Annotated in this window: 15 protein-coding genes; 7 read left to right on the forward strand and 8 right to left on the reverse strand. The window is 63.5% G+C overall.

Going from position 1 to position 18,324, the window contains the following annotated elements; all coding sequences use genetic code 11:
* The first annotated feature begins 27 nt into the window (after positions 1-27).
* Complete coding sequence (locus tag HNO82_RS03215; RefSeq protein ID WP_175342726.1) at positions 28-1,848, forward strand: methyl-accepting chemotaxis protein; 1,821 nt, start codon at positions 28-30, stop codon at positions 1,846-1,848.
* Positions 1,849-1,972: 124 nt separating this feature from the next.
* Positions 1,973-2,632, forward strand: a complete 660-nt coding sequence (locus tag HNO82_RS03220; protein WP_175342727.1) for a PEP-CTERM sorting domain-containing protein — start codon at positions 1,973-1,975, stop codon at positions 2,630-2,632.
* 104 nt (positions 2,633-2,736) lie between these two features.
* Here HNO82_RS03220 and HNO82_RS03225 read toward each other — a convergent pair whose 3' ends face one another.
* Positions 2,737-3,978, reverse strand: coding sequence for an MFS transporter (locus HNO82_RS03225; protein ID WP_175342728.1), 1,242 nt, complete (start codon positions 3,976-3,978; stop codon positions 2,737-2,739).
* Positions 3,979-4,066: 88 nt separating this feature from the next.
* Here HNO82_RS03225 and HNO82_RS03230 point away from each other — a divergent pair, with 88 nt between their 5' ends.
* On the forward strand, positions 4,067-4,897 hold the full coding sequence (locus HNO82_RS03230) for an AraC family transcriptional regulator (protein ID WP_175342729.1): 831 nt from the start codon (positions 4,067-4,069) through the stop codon (positions 4,895-4,897).
* On the opposite strand, the gene HNO82_RS03235 is transcribed toward HNO82_RS03230, so the two are convergent.
* Complete coding sequence (locus tag HNO82_RS03235; protein ID WP_175342730.1) at positions 4,891-5,262, reverse strand: hypothetical protein; 372 nt, start codon at positions 5,260-5,262, stop codon at positions 4,891-4,893. The genes HNO82_RS03230 and HNO82_RS03235 overlap by 7 nt on opposite strands.
* 203 nt (positions 5,263-5,465) lie before the next feature.
* Between HNO82_RS03235 and HNO82_RS03240 the strand changes: the two genes are divergently transcribed.
* The gene (locus tag HNO82_RS03240) at positions 5,466-7,310 is read left to right on the forward strand and encodes a hypothetical protein (protein WP_175342731.1); all 1,845 of its coding nucleotides are present in this window, start codon (positions 5,466-5,468) and stop codon (positions 7,308-7,310) included.
* A gap of 10 nt (positions 7,311-7,320) precedes the next feature.
* Here the strand turns inward: HNO82_RS03240 and HNO82_RS03245 are convergent, their stop codons facing one another.
* Positions 7,321-8,973: an isovaleryl-CoA dehydrogenase gene (locus HNO82_RS03245; RefSeq protein WP_175342732.1), complete on the reverse strand. Its 1,653-nt coding sequence runs from the start codon at positions 8,971-8,973 to the stop codon at positions 7,321-7,323.
* A gap of 473 nt (positions 8,974-9,446) precedes the next feature.
* Between HNO82_RS03245 and cysM the strand changes: the two genes are divergently transcribed.
* Positions 9,447-10,349 (forward strand): cysteine synthase CysM, encoded by a 903-nt coding sequence (cysM, locus tag HNO82_RS03250; RefSeq protein WP_008325937.1) that lies wholly within the window; start codon positions 9,447-9,449, stop codon positions 10,347-10,349.
* 88 nt (positions 10,350-10,437) lie between these two features.
* Here cysM and HNO82_RS03255 read toward each other — a convergent pair whose 3' ends face one another.
* Both HNO82_RS03255 and HNO82_RS03260 read right to left on the reverse strand, forming a co-directional pair.
* Positions 10,438-10,791 (reverse strand): hypothetical protein, encoded by a 354-nt coding sequence (locus tag HNO82_RS03255; protein WP_008325939.1) that lies wholly within the window; start codon positions 10,789-10,791, stop codon positions 10,438-10,440.
* Between the two features lie 335 nt (positions 10,792-11,126).
* Complete coding sequence (locus tag HNO82_RS03260) at positions 11,127-11,726, reverse strand: DUF1415 domain-containing protein (protein WP_034349798.1); 600 nt, start codon at positions 11,724-11,726, stop codon at positions 11,127-11,129.
* A gap of 132 nt (positions 11,727-11,858) precedes the next feature.
* On the opposite strand from HNO82_RS03260, the gene HNO82_RS03265 reads away from it, so the two are divergent.
* Positions 11,859-12,401: a YaeQ family protein gene (locus HNO82_RS03265; RefSeq protein WP_008325943.1), complete on the forward strand. Its 543-nt coding sequence runs from the start codon at positions 11,859-11,861 to the stop codon at positions 12,399-12,401.
* Between the two features lie 82 nt (positions 12,402-12,483).
* Here HNO82_RS03265 and HNO82_RS03270 read toward each other — a convergent pair whose 3' ends face one another.
* The 3 genes from HNO82_RS03270 to mltB form a co-directional block, all read right to left on the reverse strand.
* The gene (locus HNO82_RS03270; protein WP_175342733.1) at positions 12,484-13,656 is read right to left on the reverse strand and encodes a phosphotransferase enzyme family protein; all 1,173 of its coding nucleotides are present in this window, start codon (positions 13,654-13,656) and stop codon (positions 12,484-12,486) included.
* A gap of 22 nt (positions 13,657-13,678) precedes the next feature.
* Entirely contained in the window at positions 13,679-15,850 is a 2,172-nt protein-coding gene (locus HNO82_RS03275; RefSeq protein WP_175342734.1) for a TonB-dependent siderophore receptor, read from the reverse strand.
* A 102-nt stretch (positions 15,851-15,952) separates the two neighbouring features.
* Positions 15,953-17,116: a lytic murein transglycosylase B gene (gene mltB, locus HNO82_RS03280; RefSeq protein ID WP_175342823.1), complete on the reverse strand. Its 1,164-nt coding sequence runs from the start codon at positions 17,114-17,116 to the stop codon at positions 15,953-15,955.
* Positions 17,117-17,321: 205 nt separating this feature from the next.
* Between mltB and HNO82_RS03285 the strand changes: the two genes are divergently transcribed.
* Entirely contained in the window at positions 17,322-18,263 is a 942-nt protein-coding gene (locus tag HNO82_RS03285; RefSeq protein WP_008325952.1) for a histone deacetylase family protein, read from the forward strand.
* Positions 18,264-18,324: the final 61 nt, after the last annotated feature.

Here is an 18,324-nt window from a genome sequence, read left to right on the forward strand (position 1 = left end):
TCCACAGTTTTTCCAGATCCTCACATCATGACTTCTTCCTCGCTGCGTACCCGACTCATCGCCCTTTGTGCTGGCATTGTCGTGCTGGCCATGCTGGCCATCGTCCTGACCAACTTCCTCACGGCACGCTCGCGCACCATGGTCGCGCTGGACGGCCAGATGTCCCAGCTGGCGCAGAGCCAGGCATCGGCCATCGCCGAGTGGGCCGATGCCAGGAAGCTGGTGGTGTCCTCCATCAAGCAATCCGCCGACGCCGCCGAGCCGCTGCCCTTCGTGAAGGCGGCCGAGACCGCCGGCGGCTTCGATCTGGCCTATCTGGGCTATGCCGACAAGCGCACGGTGTTCTCGCAGCAGCGCAGCCGCGCGCCGGACTACGATCCGACCAAGCGGCCCTGGTACCAGCTGGCGGCCTCCAGCAAGGGGCCGGTGCTGACGGCCCCCTACACCAGCGCCAGTACCGGCAAGCTGCTGGTGACCTTCGCCGAAGCCGTCAGCAAGGACGGTCAGGTCAGCGCCGTGGCCGCCGCCGACGTGCTGCTCGACAGTGTCGTGGCCGACGTGGTGGCCATCAAGCCCACGCCCAACAGCTATGCCTTCCTGGTCGATCTGGGCGGCAAGATCATCGCCCACCCGAATGACAAGCTGCGTCTGAAACCCTTGTCGGACCTGGATGCTGCCATCACCCCGCAATCGCTGACCGCGGCCATGGCCGCCAACAGCCATCTGGACCTGAGCCTGGATGGCCGCCGCCAGATGCTCTATGCCGCCCGTGTGGCCGGGACCGACTGGTTGCTGGTGGTGGCCGTGGACCGCGCCGATGCGCTGGCCTCGCTCTCGGCCATGCTGGCCAGTTCCGGCGTCATGGCCGTGCTGGTGACCATCCTGGCCGCCCTGGTGCTGGGTGCGCTGGTTTCGCGCATGTTGCGGCGGCTGTCGGTGGTGCAGCGCGCACTGGAAGAAATCGCCGACGGCGATGGCGACCTGACCCGTCGTCTCGACACCCACGGCAGCGCCGACGAACTGGGCCGCATCAGCGCGGCCTTCAATCGCTTCGTCGACAAGGTGGAGCATGTCATGCTCGACATCCGCCAAGCCAGCCATACCATCCATGCCGCCACGCGCGATATCGCCAGCGGCAACATGGACCTGTCGCAGCGCACCGAGTCCCAGGCCAGTTCCCTGGAACAGACCGCGGCTGCCATGGAGCAGCTGACCTCCAGCGTGCGCCACAACGCCGACAACGCCCAGCAGGCCAACCAGCTGTCGCAGTCGGCCTCCGAGATCGCCGGACGCGGAGGTGCCATGGTGGAGCAGGTGGTGCAGACCATGAATGCCATCAATGCGTCCTCGCAGAAGATCGTGGACATCATCAGCGTGATCGACGGTATCGCCTTCCAGACCAATATCCTGGCCTTGAATGCTGCCGTGGAAGCGGCGCGCGCCGGCGAACAGGGGCGCGGGTTTGCGGTGGTGGCCTCGGAAGTGCGCTCGCTGGCCCAGCGCTCGGCCACCGCTGCCAAGGAGATCAAGGTCCTCATCGGCGATTCGGTGGAACAGGTGCGTGCCGGTGAGCAGACCGTCAGTGATGCCGGCAGCACCATCCGCAGCGTGGTCGAGAGCGTGCGCAAGGTCAGCGACGTAGTCGCCGAGATCAGTTCGGCCAGCCGCGAGCAGAGCCAGGGTATCCAGCAGACCAATGACGCTGTGGCCCATATGGACCAGGCCACCCAGCAGAATGCCGCGCTGGTGGAAGAGGCCGCCGCCGGAGCCCAGCAGTTGCAGGAGCAGGCGGCGCGGCTGGCGGAAATCGTGGCCTTGTTCCGCTTGCGCGATACTGTGCGGCAATGAATTTCACAACAGCAAGAATTTGTGATCTAAATAACAACAAGTTGTAAAATTTGCTCAACTTTTTGTTGTCGTTTGATTAAAATCAGATCTAAAGAGATATCAATTCGACAACAAAGAGGAACCCATGAAAACCCTGATTGCAGCCATCCTTCTGGTAGCCAGTTCAATCGCGGTCGCTGCTCCCGGTGGTGCTGGCGCAGGCAGTGCCGGCGTCAATGACGTGACCCTGGACGGACAGAAGGCCAACAATTTCGTCTGGGCGAGCGGCAATGCGCAGGCCGGCCCCAACGGTAACAGCTCCCTGTTCAGCAGCTCCTTCGGCGGCGGTAGCTGGAACCTGCTGGGCAAGATCGATTCCACCGGCGCACTCTCGGGCTCCACCAATTCAGTGCTGGGTTCCAACCTGACGCTCAGTTTCAGTCTGGCCAACGGCAGCAAGTCCGGCACCTGGAGCATTACCTCCAGCAACAGCCTGCAGATGGATCTGGTGCTGGGCATTCACGCCGGCAATGCCACGGGCTCCTTCCTTTTCGACAATCTGGTGCTGACGGCCGGGCAGACCCAGAGTGGCACCTTTGCCATCAACTGGAACAACAACGGCGGCCAGGTGCCGGCGTTCTCCAACGTCACCCTGTTCACTTCCAACGCCTCGCTGCGCAGCGTCGCGCCGGTCCCGGAACCATCGACCTACGCCATGTTGCTGGCCGGTCTGGGCATGGTGGGCTGGATGGCCTGGCGCCGTCGTAGCAAGCTGGCTGCAGCCGCGCCGCTGGTAACGGCCTGAGCCGAAGCCGGGCTGCGCCGCCAGGTGCGCTATATGAAGAAAAACGCGCTGGCTCGCAGGCCAGCGCGTTTTTTTATTCTTGTGTATCAGGTGATAAGTGAAGCTCAGCGCTCACGCACATCCGGCAGGAATACCGTCAGCACGCCCGCCAGCGGCAGGAAGGCACACAGGCCGTAAACCCAGGCGATACCGTACAGATCGGCCAGGTGGCCCAGCAGGGCGGCGCCGATACCGCCGAAGCCGAACATGAGGCCGAAGAATACGCCGGCGATCATGCCCACTTTGCCCGGTACCAGCTCCTGGGCATAGACCACGATGGCGGCAAAGGCCGAGGAGATGACCAGGCCGATCACCACCGACAGCACGGCTGTCCAGAACAGGTTGGCATGCGGCAGCATCAGAGCGAAGGGGGCGGCGCCCAGGATCGAGATCCAGATCACCAGCTTGCGGCCGATGCGGTCGCCAATCGGGCCACCAACGAAGGTGCCCACCGCCACCGCCCCCAGGAACAGGAACAAGTACAACTGGGAAGAGGCCACCGACATGTGGAAGCGTTCGATCAGATAGAAGGTGAAGTAACTGGTAAAGCTGGCCATGTAGAAGTATTTGGAGAACACCAGCAGCGCCAGCACCACCAGCGCCCGGCGCACGGTAGCGGCCGGCAGCGTCTGCGCCACGCGCGCCCTGGCCTTGCCCTTGTTGGCCGCGAGATGGCCGCGATACCAGCGCGATACCCGCGACAGCACCACGATGGCCAGCACCGACAGCAAGACGAACCAGGCCACATTGCCCTGGCCATACGGCACCACGATGGCTGCGGCCAGCAGCGGACCGAAGGCCGAGCCGGCGTTGCCACCGACCTGGAAGGTCGATTGCGCCAGACCGAAGCGACCGCCCGAGGCCATGCGGGCGATGCGCGATGCTTCCGGATGGAAGGTGGAAGAGCCGATGCCGATCAGCGCTGCGGCCAGCAGGAAGGCGCCGAAGCTGCCCGCCAGCGCCAGCAGCACGATGCCGCTCAGGGTCGCCACGGCGCCGCTGGGCAGCAGCCAGGGCTGCGGATGGCGGTCGGTATACATGCCGATCCAGGGTTGCAGCAGAGAGGCCGTGACCTGGAAGGTCAGCGTGATCAGCCCGACCTGAGTGAAGCTGAGGCCGTAGCCGGTCTTGAGCATGGGATAGATCGAGGGCAGCAGCGCCTGGATCATGTCATTGATCAGGTGCGCGCCGCCGCAGGCCAGGATGATGCTCATCACCAGCGGCTGGGCGGCAATGGCCGCAGGAGAATTGGCGGAGGCCGTCGCGCTGGCGGGCGCGGTGGCGTTGGAGTCGGTGGCACTGGTCATGGTGTCGGGAATGGCATGCAGGAAGAAGACTCGAAGCGTATCATTGGCATCTATTGATGATGATGACACTTGTTGTCGATTAAATGCCATGCGTGCCCACCTGACCTCCGTGTGTCCCAGTGCCGAAGTGGATGCGTTCCAGCACCTGCCCAGCAGCGTCGTGGCGTTTGCCCGCGAACTGTCGGCGCGGGATCTGTTGACGGCGCATTCGCACCGGCGCGGCCAGTTGCTCTATGCGGTGGAGGGGGTGATGCAGGTGCGTACCCCGCAAGGCGTGTGGCTGGTGCCACCGCAACGGGCGCTGTGGGTACCGCCGCAGGTGGAGCACGAGATCCTGATGCTCACCCGGGTCAGCATGCGCACGCTCTACATCGACCAGGCCCAGGGGCGCGCGCTGGGCGGGCAATGTCGCCTGCTGGAAGTGTCGGTCCTGCTGCGCGAGTTGATCCTGGCGCTGCTGGCCGAACCGCGCGAGTATGCGCCCCACAGTCGCGCCGGCCATGTGGCTGAACTGATCCTGTCGGAACTGGCGCGCGCGCCCGCCATTCCGGTGGCCATCCCGTGGCCGCGCGACCGCCGCCTGCAGGCCATCTGCGAAGCCATCCTGGCCGATCCGGGGCGGCAGTTCTCCCTGGCGGACTGGGCAGGGATGGGGGGCGCCAGCGTGCGCACCGTGATCCGGCTCTTCCCTAAGGAAACGGGTTTGCAGTTTCGCCATTGGGTACAACAAGTGCATCTGAGTCAGGCCCTGGTGCGCCTGGCACGCGGCGATGCCGTGGGGGTGGTGGCACAGGCGCTGGGGTATCGCAGCCAGAGCGCATTTTCCAACATGTTCCGCAAGGCATTGCACAGCACGCCCACGCATTTCCAGCCACGCCAGGACAAGCGTCGCATCACGCTGGCAGCGCGATCTCAGTAAGGGATGACGACTACCTTGGGACCACGCCGCCCGGCCGCGTCGGTGGCGGGCGGGTCATCGCCGACGCGGGCGACCTGCCCGGGACGCTCGGGGTCTCGCTCCAGGAAGTAGGGATCATCCTGCGGCGACAGCGCGATGTTGGCGCCCATGACCTGCTGGGTGCGCTCAGTGGTGCTGCTCTGACCAATGGAACAAACCTGGAAGAAGTCGGCGCTGCCTTCGGAAAAATCGATCCGGCATTTCTCGGCGACCACGACCGAGATGTCCAGTGCACCGGCATTGGCGGCCACGGCACGTTCACTGCGCGCAGCTTGCCAGGTCAGCATCAGCGCCAGCAGCGCGATGAGGGCATGGGTCTTGTTCATGGGATTCTCCTCGATGCAGACCACTGTAGCGTTTGTACGCGGCCACGCGCATCGGAGAAATCCTGAGCCGCCGGTCTCATCGCGACGGGCCGTCATCGCCCGAGACGCCGCGTCCCGCCTGGATGATGCCGGTTTGCAAGTGTAAAGATTGACGATCTTTTACCGTAACCAAGTCATGAGAACTCCGAACCAGGAGAGTGAACATGGCAATGGAAACCGATCTGGTCATCATGGCGCGTGAAGCGCTTGCGCAACTGAACCAGCAGAACCAGCCACGCAATGACACGGCCTTGGCGCCTGCGCCCACGCCTGCTGCGGCGGCGACCGTCTTGCCGGAAGAAGGCGTAACGCTCTCGCTGTCGGCCCAGGGCAAGCTCATGGCCGCCCTGGCCACGGCGGTCGAGAGCGTGACCACGGCGGCGGTGGATTCCACCGAAGCGGTCCAGGACAGTTCGTTGCAGACTGTTACCAAGTCCGTCATCGACGCGGCGCGCCCCATCACACGCGACACGCTCTTTGCCATTGAAGCGCGCCTGGTGGCGGCACGCCGTGGCGCCGAGGCGATTGCCGCAGCCGATGCCGAGCTGCCGCGCTCGGACGATCCGCAACGTCTGCGCCAGGCGCAGCAGGCCACCGAGTCCTTGTATGGACGCGCCGACAATCCGTTTGCAGACAAGTCGCGCGCTGAACTCTCGGCCATCGTCTATGACGACAGCGGGGCCTACACCATCAATGAACGTTACGCGGCCGCCAACCAGCGCACTGTCCTGGACCAGAAGTTCTGGGCACCGGTATTCCAGCGGGCGCTGGAGAGTGGTGACTGGAAGCCGGTCATCACGGCGGCGCTGGTGTTCCATGCGAGCTTGTCTGCATTGGAGCAGACTGCCTATCCGGACAACTACGCGCAACTGCTGCAGCAATATCTCGATCTCTACCAGTTGGCGTCACCGTCTGCGCCGGCCGCACTGCCGCCGCAGCAACAGGCCGAACTGGCACGCATGCTGGAAACTCTGGTGCTGCCGCTGGGGCCGCTGGCGCTGGCCGGTGGTGTGATCCGGGGCCTGTTGCTGCCGCGCCTGGGACCGTCGCTGGCCGAACTGATCGCTGCGGCTCCGCGCCTGGCCGATCTGCTGCAGGTCAGCAACAGTGCCCACGCTGCACAGGACAGCGCTTATCTGATGCTGTTGCAACGCGTCTTCGGCATTGCGCGCCGGGAGGATGAACCGGCTCCGGTACGCCGTGCCGCAACGGGGACCAGTGCGCGCGACTTCCTTGCCTATGGAGATCGACGCCTGTTGGCCGAGGCCTACGCCTATGCGCAGACGCACGCGATGGCACTGGAAGAGATTGACGCGCTGGCACACGACCTGGCGGCCTATCGCCGCTGGCGTGCCGATGCCGGCCTTTCTGCCACCGGCCAGGGGAGTGCCACGAGCGAGGTCGGCAGCATGGACGCCGTCGCCGAGCTCGCTTCTCATGCCGCTCGCATGAGCAGCGAAGAGGCCGTGATCGCACGGCGCCTGCTGGCCAGCCGTGCGGCCCGGATGACGCAGCTTGATCATGGTTTCCTGGCCTGGCTGGTGGATCCCGCCGGGGGCGGCTGGCGCGATGGTGGGCGGAGCGGTCATGCCGTCAGTTTGAGCGCACTGGAAAAACTGCTGGCCGGTCTGGCCGGTGTCGCCATCGGTGAGAGCGCCGGCGAGGTGGAGGCTTCCTACCGCATGGTGCTCGAGCGCATCGCCCTACAGGATCCCCTGGCATCGCGTCAACCCGCGCAAGCCGCCGCCGAGGGCGCGCGCACCCTGGCCGTGGCGGCGCAGATGGCTGCGCTGGCGCGCAGCGATGCTGCCGATACCGCCTTCATGAACAATGCCCTGATGCTGCTGCGCATGTATCGCATGTCGCTGACCATGAGTCCGGCCGAACAGCGCACCCTGGCCGAGCTGGTTTATTCGGCCATGAAGAAGCGTCGCCCGCGCGCGCGTCGGGGCAAGCTCTTCGTGGCCTGGGCCGAACGCAGTCCGCTGATGCCGTCACTGCCGGGCTGATACCGCGCCCTCATGCTTCGGGCCAGGCGCGCTGCAGGATGGCCTGCTGCGCGGCTGCGCTGGTGCCATTGAGGGTGCCGTAGACCCGTCCGCCATCGCTGTCGGCACGGCTGGCGAGGAAGGCCTCGGCCGATCCCGCCGGCGCGTGACGCAGCATCAGCATGCCCTGCAAGGCCAGTACCAGTTGCTGTACCAGGCGCCTGGCACCGGCTTGCTGTTCTTCTTCGCCTGCCGCCAGCATCTGCTTGAGCGCATGCACCCGCAGCGCCAGGGCGGGATGGGCCATGGCCGCATCGTCCAGTTCCATGAGCAACCGTGCCAGGCCTTCGGTCTCGCGACTCATGGCCCGCAGCACATCCAGGCACATCACGTTGCCCGAACCTTCCCAGATCGAATTGACGGGGGCTTCACGATAGAGCCGGGCCATCGGTCCGGTTTCCACGTAGCCGTTGCCGCCCCAGACTTCCATACATTCGCCGGTGAATTCCAGCGCGCGCTTGCAGATCCAGAACTTGGCGGCGGGCGTGATGATGCGCTTCCATGCGCGCTGCAGCGGGTCATCCGGTGCATCGAAGGCATGTGCCACGCGCAGCATCAGCAGGGTGGCGGCCTCGCTCTCCAGGGCCAGGTCGGCCAGCACGGTGCGCATGAGGGATTGCTCCGCCAATCGACGGCCGAAGGCGTTGCGGTGGCGTGCATGGTGCAGCGCCTGTACCAGCGCCTGGCGCATCAGCGCGGCACTGCCGATGATGCAGTCCAGGCGCGTGTGGTTGGCCATCTCGAGGATGGTCGCAATGCCGCGCCCGTCCTCGCCGACCATGATGCCCATGGCGTCTTCGAATTCCACTTCGCTGCTGCTGTTGGAGCGGTTGCCGAGCTTGTCCTTGAGACGCTGGATGAGTATCGGATTGCGGCTGCCCTCGGGCAGCCAGCGCGGGACGAAGAAGCAGGAGAGGCCATTCTCGGTACGGGCCAGCATCAGGTGCGCATCGCACATCGGTGCCGAGAAAAACCACTTGTGACCGCACAGCAGGTAGGCCTTGCCGCGTCCGCCATCCAGCGGATCGGCCGCGGTGGCGATGGAGGTATTGCTGCGTACGTCGGAGCCGCCCTGTTTCTCGGTCATGCCCATGCCGATGAGGATGGAGCGCTTCCGCGTCATGGGCAGGTCGCGGCCGTCGTGCTCGCGCGAGAAGAGCCGGCTGCGCAATTGCGCGAACAGGGCGGGCTCCTGCTGCAACACCGGGATGGCGGCAAAGGTCATGGTGGTCGGGCACAGTGAGCCGGCCTCGACCTGCGCATGCAGGAAGTATCCCGCTGCGCGTGCCACGTGGGCGCCGTCCCCGGGCTGCACCCAGGGCAGCGCATGCAGGCCGGCGCGACGCAGTTGGTCCAGCAGCGTGTGCCAGGCCGGGTGGAAATCCACCACGTCGATACGATGGCCGGTGCGGTCATGGGTGCGCAGCACCGGGCCGTGGCGATTGGCCAGGTCGGCCAGCTCGCTCATCTCGGCCGTGCCCAGCGCCTCGCCCTGGCTGGCCAGGGTGCAGTCGTGCCAGTGTGCGCCTTCGCGCTGCACGGCTTCGACCAGGGCAGCATCGCTGCGGTAGAGGTTGTAGTCGCACAGGTCCGGGACCTGGTTGGTGATGTCGTGGGTGTGCATGTCGTCTCCATGAACAGCGCGCAGATTGTTGTTGTGATCGATTGCCTGACTATTGTGCGCGCCTGAGCGAGCTCACAGTGTGCGCGTAATTGGCTGGCTTGTGAACCTGGGATGGCGCTGATCGCGACTGCCGATTTCTCAATGCTGAGTTGCTGCATTTTCCTGTCCGCCACTGTGTTGCGGATAGTATCGTACGGTTGCTGTTATTTTCCGCGGAGAACGAAGACCACATCAGGTCCGCCTGCGCCATCGAAATCCGGCTGGCCAAACTGAACATGCTGCCTCGCTACCGCGACCTGCAATGATCGCGCATGCGATCCTCTACAGAAAATCCTTTAAATGATTTGGCTATATCCTTATAAGGATCTTGTTAGGTCGCGCCGCCAACACATGCGCAGCAGTCATATTAGAATGGCCGTTTCGACCAAAGAACGCCCCGTGCCCGCGCACGGCTGCGCAAGGAAGCCAAGCAGATGTCCTATCCGACCATCGAATCCACCATCGGCAATACCCCGCTGATCCAGCTGCCACGCATCGGCGGCGAAGAAGCCAGGCGCCGCAACAACCTCATCCTCGGCAAGCTCGAGGGCAACAATCCGGCCGGCTCGGTCAAGGATCGTGCCGCCTATTCGATGATCACCCGCGCCGAAGCGCGCGGCCAGATCAAGCCGGGCGATACCCTCATCGAAGCCACCAGCGGCAATACCGGCATCGCCCTGGCGATGGTGGCGGCCATGCGCGGCTACAAGATGGTGTTGCTGATGCCGGAGAACCTGTCCGAAGAACGGCGCCAGAGCATGGCCGCCTACGGTGCCAGGATCGTGCTGACCCCCAAGAGCGGCGGCATGGAATACGCCCGCGACCTGGCCGAGCAAATGCAGAAGAATGGCGAGGGCCTCATCCTCGACCAGTTCGCCAACCCCGACAATCCGCTGGCGCACTACGAGACCACCGGTCCCGAAATCTGGCGCGATACCAAGGGCAGCATTACCCACTTCGTCAGTGCCATGGGCACCACCGGCACCATCATGGGCGTGTCGCAGTATCTGAAGGAGCAGAATGCACAAGTGCAGATCGTGGGGGCGCAGCCGGAAGAGGGCTCATCCATCCCCGGTATCCGCAAATGGCCGGAAGCCTATCTGCCCAAGATCTTCGACCGGTCGCGCGTGGACCAGGTGGAGTCGGTCAGCCAGGCCGATGCCGAGAACATGGCGCGCAAGCTGGCCGTGACCGAAGGGCTGTTCTGCGGCATTTCGGCTGCGGGCGCCTGCGAAGTAGCCGTGCGCCTGTCGCATCAGCTGGAGAATGCGACCATCGTCTTCATCGTCTGCGATCGCGGTGATCGCTATCTCTCTACCGGCGTATTCCCGGCCTGAGCGAGGCAGTGAGATGCAATGAAAAACGGAGCCGATGGCTCCGTTTTTCATATCGTCCGGCGTGGCGATGTCGCCCAGCCGGGCCGTGTCATTCCGGCATGCCGCTGCCGCTCGGTGCCGGTGCGCCCGGCGCTGCGCCTGGCTTCGGCTTGAACTGCTTGTCGCTGATGCGGAATTTCTCGCGACGGTCGCCCATCAGTTCGCGCAGTTCACGAATCGACAGTTCGCTCACCTCGTGCATGCGAATGAGCAGCGATGCGCCCACCGGCAAGCGACGGTGACGGATCTTGCTGATCACCGGCGGCGCCACTTCCAGCGCGCGGGACAGGGCCGCATCGTTCTTCAGATGCAGCTTTTCGATCAGCGCATCGAGCAGGTGGTTGGGATCGTAGTTGACTTGATCGGAGATCGAGTTGGATTCAGCAGTATCGTGGGTAGTCATGATCGGGACGTTCCATTATGCAGATGTTTGTGGAAGGCTGTGCGCCTATGCATTAATTGTTTGTAAAACTGCAAAACGCGACTGACGTTATCCGAGAAGGCGTTGCCTTTTTCTGCAAGATATCGAAAGCCCTATCAAAGAACGGCTTCAAAACAACACTTATCTAATTCTCTGTTCTCTGACCCAGTGCGCTTGGAGCAGCACAACAATAATTCTATGTCTATATAGAAATAATTGCACATTTTTCATGCAGTCAGAAAATTCTAGTCCACAATAGTTGCAGAAACTCATTTTCGAATTTGTAACAGATATTAACAGGATTTTTTGCCCATTTGCTAGCGTTGTTCTTTTGATACGACAAATGGCAGCATATTCCAGCCACTTAGGCCCAGATTGCGCAAGGTAGCCATGTTTTTCTCAAAGATCGCTGCCGCATCGGGGTAGGCGGCGACCGCCCGGTCGATGCTGCTTTCTCGCAACAGATGGAGGATGGGAAAAGGCGAGCGATTGCTGTAGTTCTCGATATCGTCGGCCTCGGCATCGGCAAACTGGTAGTCCGGATGGAAGCTGGCAATCTGCAGCTCGCCCTCCAGCCCCAGCCTTTCCAGCAGGCGATCGGCCCAGTCCAGGAAATCGTTGTACTCGACAAAATCGGCTAATGCGAGCGGCATGATGAAGAGGGTCGTGTCGACCTGTTCCGGGTCGGCCTTTGCCAGAAAACTCAGTTCTTGTTCCAGATCAACTGAAAGTTCATTCCAATCCTGATGCCGGCTGACGCGGTAGCGGACCTGATCCTTCACATGGACAGACTTGGCAAAAGGACACAGGTTCAAGCCGATCACGGCCTGTTCCAGCCAGGCGCGCGTGAGCGCGACGACCTCTGCGTCAGCGGGAGAGGACGGAAGGGAAGCGGGAGAAGGTGAAGAAGTGCTCATAGCGGCATTGTCGCACGCACTACCAGGAGCTCACCACAATCGCCCACAGCCGCGCCAGATCGGCTATGCTTGCCAACCTTTGACGGCGGCCCGCCACGCGCGCTTGCCTTTCCTTTGCACGAACAGATTCCCATGGCGCTCAAATCCACCATCTTCAAGGCCGACCTGCAGATCTCCGACATGGATCGGCACTATTACCAGCAGCACGCACTGACCATCGCCCGCCATCCCTCCGAGACCGACGAGCGCATGATGATCCGCGTGCTGGCCTTCGCTCTGCATGCCAGCGAGGCGCTGGCCTTCGGCAAGGGCCTGTCCGATACCGACGAGCCGGACCTCTGGCAGAAGGACCTGACCGGTGCCATCGAGCTGTGGATCGAGGTCGGGCAACCGGACGACCGCGCCATCCTCAAAGCCTGTGGCCGCGCGCAACAGGTCCTGGTGTACAGCTACAGCAGCACCTCCCACATCTGGTGGAACCAGACCGGCAGCCGCGTCGACCGCGCCAGGAATCTCAAGGTCGTCAACATCCCCGCCGAGGCCAGCCAGGCGCTGGCCGCACTGGCCCAGCGCACCATGCAGCTGCAATGCACGATTCAGGATGGACAGATCTGGCTGGGCGCCAATGAAAACATGGTGCTGATCGAACCGCAGACGATCAAGGACTTTTCCTGATCCTCTGCTTCGTCTGGCATCCGGCGCGACCAAAAAACTAAGTTTTTCGGTCGCGTTTTCTTAATGTGCAGCCAGAAAAAACTTAGGTCTTTGCCAGCCCCTGTGCCCGCTGTTCCAGATGCGACAGCAAGCGCTGTCCCTCGTTAGAGTGGAACCAGTCGGCATGGCCGAGGAAGTAGGTGTCATAGGCCAGCGAGGCATTCTGGGGCGACTGCGTGACGCCATGGAAATAATCCAGCTCGGCCAGCGCAAACTCCGCATGGACCAGCGGCAGCAGTGCCGCCAGCGCGCGTACCTGGCGTGCGCTCAGGGGCAGCGTGGCGGCATAGCCGTCGAGCATCGCATCGAGCAGATCCAGATGCACCAGCTGCACGGCGCGCTGCGGGATGGCCAGCCATTCGACGATGTTGCGCTCGATGGCCGTGGCCAGGTCGTGCAGCGCACAGGTGCGGTCACACAAACCGAAGTCGAGCACGGTTTGTACCCTGGCCTGATCGGTGGCATCGGTCCACAGCAGGTTGGAGGCGTGCCAGTCGTTGTGCGTCCACAGCGGGACGAATTCATCCAGATAGGGTTTGAGTGCGGCATGCCAGGGCAGCAGGTGCTGCGCCACTTCGCCACGCCACGGGCGGTTTTCCAGATATTCCGCAATGGCCGGGCGCTGCTCGATGTAGTGCTGCAGCGGACGCACCGGATCTTCCTGCGAGAAGATCGTGAAGCTCGACACCAGCGGCCGCGCCGGTCTTGCCGGGGCATCGTAACCGGCAGAGGCCTGGTGCAGACGGGCCAGCATCTGACCCGCCGAATGCGCATGGGTGCAGCTGGTGAAAGGCGTCCATGACATCGCCTCGCGATACAGATCCACTCCCGGCGCCAGCGGAAAGACTTCATAGGTCCAGTAATCGTCGGCCAGCGCAGTGGCGCCGTCGGTGGTGGTCAGTGCGCTGCTGACCGGCAGGCCGCGCGCCTTCAGGTGCGCCACGAAGCGATGTTCTTCGGCCAGCGCCGTTACATCGCGTACGCGCGCGTGATGGCGTTTGACGATGATGGGGCCGCTCTCGGTCTGCATCACGCAGGCTGCCGAGAACGGGCGCGGGCTGTGCCATTCCAGTCGCAGCGGCTGACCCACGCCGGGATAGTGGCGCAGCACGCGCGCTACCTCGGCCGAGGTCAGCGCGGGCCAGTCGGAGATGACAGGCTCCACGCCCATGCCGTGGCTGATGACGCGGGTGAGGTGATGGGAAGCGGCGTCCATGGGCTTTCAGCAGAACAGCAAATCAGAAATCATATTGCAAGGACAGGCGCGCCGTGCGCGGTGCGCCCAGGTGGACGTAGCCGTCGCCCAGGTACTGGCCGGCATCTTTCCAGTAACGCTTGTCGAAGACGTTGTCCACATTGGCGCGCAGGGTGGCCGTGTGGCCGCCAATGCGCAGCCGGTAGCGCAGGCCGGCATTGAAGACGTGCACGGCCGGCAGGTTCACGCTGCCATCGCGGGTGGCGGGCTTGCTGGCGCTGTAGAGCCAGCTGCCCATGAGGTTCACGCCCTCCACCCCCGGCAGGGCATAGTCGGCATAGACGCTGCTGCGCAGGCGCGGCACGTTCACGACCTGCCGGTCGTCATAGGCGGCCGTACCGGTGTCGCTGGCACGGGCACGGGTGGCCGTCACGCTGGCACCCACCGACAGGCGCGCGCTGAGCTTGCCGCTGGCGCCGAGCTCCAGTCCGGTGTTGGTCTGCCGACCTTGCTGGACGTAGGTGAAACCGCTGCTGCTGTTGTCCGGTTGCTGATACTCATAGGCTTTGCGGATACGGAACAGGGCCGCGGTCAGGGCCAGATCCGGCGAGACATCGTATTTGACGCCGGCTTCCAGCTGACGTGCCACCGACGGCGGCAGCGTGGTCGGGAAGTTGCTGACCCAGAACGGCGCCGAGGTCCCCAGCGTGAGCGTCTCGGCATAGCTGCCGTAGAGCGAGAGCTTGTGCATGGGCTTGAAGATCAAGGCCAGTTGCGGCAGGAACAGATTGCGCGAGGTGGTGCGGGTGACGCTGCCATCGGAGGCGAAGGCCTGTTCGTTGAGCCACACCTGACGGCCTCCGGCAATGGCTTGCCAGTGCTCGGACAAGAGCAGTCGGTCGCTGAAGAAGAGCGCCTTCTGGCGACTGTCCAGATTGCGATATGCCGGACCGGGGACATCGGTGGCCGGGGCCAGTGCCGGGGTGCCGGAATAGATGTTGCCACTGCCGACCAGTACGCTGATGCCATCCGATTTATCCACCACCCGGCGCGACATGGCCATCCCCATGGTCAGCTCATGCTTGAGCCAGCCGGTGGCGAACTTGCCGGTCATGACGGCCTGCGCCTCGTCATTGCGGCGTTCGTCACCGGGTACGCGATAGTCGTACACGTCGAAATCGCCATTGGCGGCAAAGCTTGAAGAAGCCCCGCCACCGCTGCCATACGGGAAGGCCAGATTATCGTCGATGACTGCCCGGCTGCGCCCGGCCTGCACGTAAGCATGCCAGTCGGCATTGAGATCGGTATCCACCCGCAGGCGGTAGTTCAACGAGCTGTCACGCACCGGCTGCGCCCACGATTGCGGCGTCAGCATGGTCTGGGGCGAGACGCCCGAGGGCAGCGTGGTGCCGCCCAGCAACTGGTAACCGGCCACCGAGTGCTGGGCCTTCTGCTGGTATTCGGCGTCGAACTGCACCAGCGTCTTCGACGACAACGCCCAGGTCGCCGAGAGCGAAGCGAAGTCGCGCCAGCCATCGCCATTGTTGACGTAGGAGTGGATGTCTTCGTGCGCGGCATTGATGCGCAGGCCGAACTGTTTCTGGTCACCGAAGAGCGTACCCAGGTCGGTGGCCAGATAGCGCGATCCGTAGGAGTCCGTCCCCAGCGTGATCGAACGCACATCGGCCGGACGCTTGGTGACGTAGTTGACGATGCCGCCCGCGCTGCTCACACCGGCCTGCAGGCCGGCCACACCCTTGAGGAATTCGACGCGCTCCTTGTTCTCCAGTGCGACGGTCTGCTCGCCGGCCACGGTGAGGCCGTCGATGCGATAGGCGCTGGCCGGGTCCAGCGTGATGCCGCGGATGCTGAAGTTCTCGTAGTAACCGACCGGGGCATAGTTCTCGTTGATGGAGGCATCGTTCTTGACCACATCCGAGAGCAGGCGCGATTGCTGGTCCTGCATCTGCGCGGCGGTGACCACGGCCACCGAGGCCGGCGTGTCGATCAGCGGTGCATCGTCGAAACCGGCCACGGCAGCCGAACGTGCCCGGCTGTCGTCTTTGCCGGTGCCGCTGGCGGTGACGTTGACGGTGGGCAGGGAGTCGCCCTTGTCGTCGCCGACATCGGCTGCGCGGACGGTGGCCGAGAGGCTCAGCGAGGTGCCGGCCAGCGTCAGCATCAGCGTGGAGGCCAGGGGTGCAATGCGTTTCATCGTGGTTCTATCGTGGAAGGGAAGCAGCAGGAGCACGCCGTGCGCGCTCCCTCATCAACAGGGTAGTCAGGGCAATCAGGGCAATCAGGGCAGGACGGAAGGTCAGCGGTTGCGTGCCGTGGCAACGGCACGACCGAGGTCGGCCACCGACATCGCATAGAAGTAGCTGCGATTGTACTGCGTGATGGCATAGAAGTTGTTGGTGGCGATCCAGTACTCGGTGGGACCGGTGCCGTTCTGCAGGTCCACCAGGCCAAAGCGCATGCCCGCCGGCAGGGGCGGCGTGGAGATGCCGGCGGCATGCAGCTCGTCGGCGGTGTACTTGGCTTCCAGGCCCTGGTTGAGCATGGCTTCCCACTGGCGGTTGTCGCTGGAGACCTGCACCGGGAAGGCCACCGGCTCACCGCGCTGCCAGCCATGGACGGCCAGATAGTGCGCCACGCTGCCGATGGCGTCCACCGGAGAATTGCGCAGATCGATCTTGCCGTCGCCATCGAAGTCCACCGCATATTCGCGGATGCTGCCCGGCATGAACTGCGGCCAGCCGATGGCGCCGGCATAGGAGCCGCGCAAGGACATCGGATCGATGCCGGCCTCGCGGGCCAGCAGCAGGGTGTTTTCCAGTTCGCCCCGGAAGAAGGCCATGCGCGCATCGCGGTTGGCCGTGTTGGGATAATCGAAGGCCAGCGTGGTCAGCGCATCCATGACGCGGAAGTTGCCGGTGTTGCGGCCATAGACCGTTTCCACGCCGATGATGCCGACGATGATTTCCATCGGCACGCCATACTGCGCCTCGGCGCGCGCCAGGGCCACGCCATAGGTGTTCCAGAAATCGACCCCGGCATTGATGCGCACCGGTTCCACGAAGCGGGCGCGATAGGCCGTCCAGTTCTTGGGCTTGGTCACGGGGGCCGGCTTGATGAGCTGGATGGCGCTATCCACGTAGCGGGTCTGCGCGAAGAGCGCATTGAGATCGCTGCGCTGGAAATGGTTGCGGTCCACCATTTCATCCATGAAGCGGGCTACGTCCTTCCATTCATTGAAGTTGACGAACTCGCCCTGTTCATCGGTGGCGATTTTCTTCCTGGCTTGCGGCTTGTTTTTTTTCTCTGCCGGTTTCTTGTGTGTTTTATCCACAGCCTTTTTCTGGTTTTTCTTTTCCACAGACTTGCCGTCCTGCGCCTGCGCGGTCATCGGCAGGGCACACAATGTGGCAATGAGCAGGGAGGAAACGAGGGCGGTCAGGCGAGGCAGGGAGATGGGCATGAGCGGGATGAGCAGCAGGGGGAGGCCAGACAAGCGGCCAAGTATACCGCATCGGCCACCCCGCCCCATGCCGGTGCATGCGCGTGAGCAGGCTTTGACCACGATCAGCGACAGCCAATGTACACTAGCCCAAGGAGACAACCCGGCTGGCAGGATGTTTGCCGGGTGGCAATATCATCGCAACAAGATCGCAACAAGAGCAAGAATGACCACCGCCATCTATACGCACGCCGATTGCCAGCGCCATGAAATGGGGGACTGGCACCCCGAGACCCCCGCTCGTCTGGAGGCCATCGAGGACCAGCTGATCCTGAGCCGCATCGATCAGTTCCTCGACCGCCGCGAAGCCCCGCTGGCCGATCCGGCCGAACTGGAACGCGTGCATACGGCCGCGGCCGTCGACTACGTGCGCGAGCACAGCCATGCCTTGAGCCTGTCGGGCCAGTCCTATCATTCGGTTGATGGCGACACCCTGCTCAACCAGCACAGCTGGAAAGCCGCTCTGCGCGCAGCTGGTGCGGCAGTGGCCGCCACCGATGCGGTGCTGGCCGGGGAGCTGGACAATGCCTTTTGCGCGGTGCGTCCGCCCGGCCACCATGCCACCCACGACAAGGCCATGGGCTTCTGCCTGTTCAACAACGTGGCCCTTGCCGCGCGCCATGCCCTGGAGGTGCATGGACTGGAACGGGTGGCGGTGATCGATTTCGACGTGCATCACGGCAATGGCACCGAGGATATCTTTGCCCATGATCCCCGGGTGCTCATGGTGAGCTTCTTCCAGCATCCCTTCTATCCCTTCTCGGGCGACGGGCCGACCGAGTCGCACATCGTCAACGTGCCGGTGCCGGCCTATTCCGATGGCAATGCGGTGCGCCAGCTGGTGAACGAGAAATGGCTGCCGGCGCTGCATGCGCACCAGCCGCAGATGATCTTCATCTCGGCCGGCTTCGATGCCCACCGCGAGGATGACATGGGCCAGATGGGCCTGGTGGAAGCGGACTACGCCTGGATGACGCGGCAGATCATGAAGATCGCCGACCAGTATGCCAAGGGCCGTATCGTCAGTTGCCTGGAAGGTGGCTACAACCTCTCGGCGCTGGGGCGCAGCGTGGTGGCGCACCTGAAGGTCTTGGCCGACCTGGAATGAACGTTGGATTTTCCACAGGCGGTTTCAAGAAATGGCGCGATAAAAACCAAGGTTTTTTTCG

The sequence above is a fragment of the Herbaspirillum sp. C9C3 genome, assembly GCF_013359625.1.
Lineage (GTDB): Bacteria > Pseudomonadota > Gammaproteobacteria > Burkholderiales > Burkholderiaceae_D > Herbaspirillum.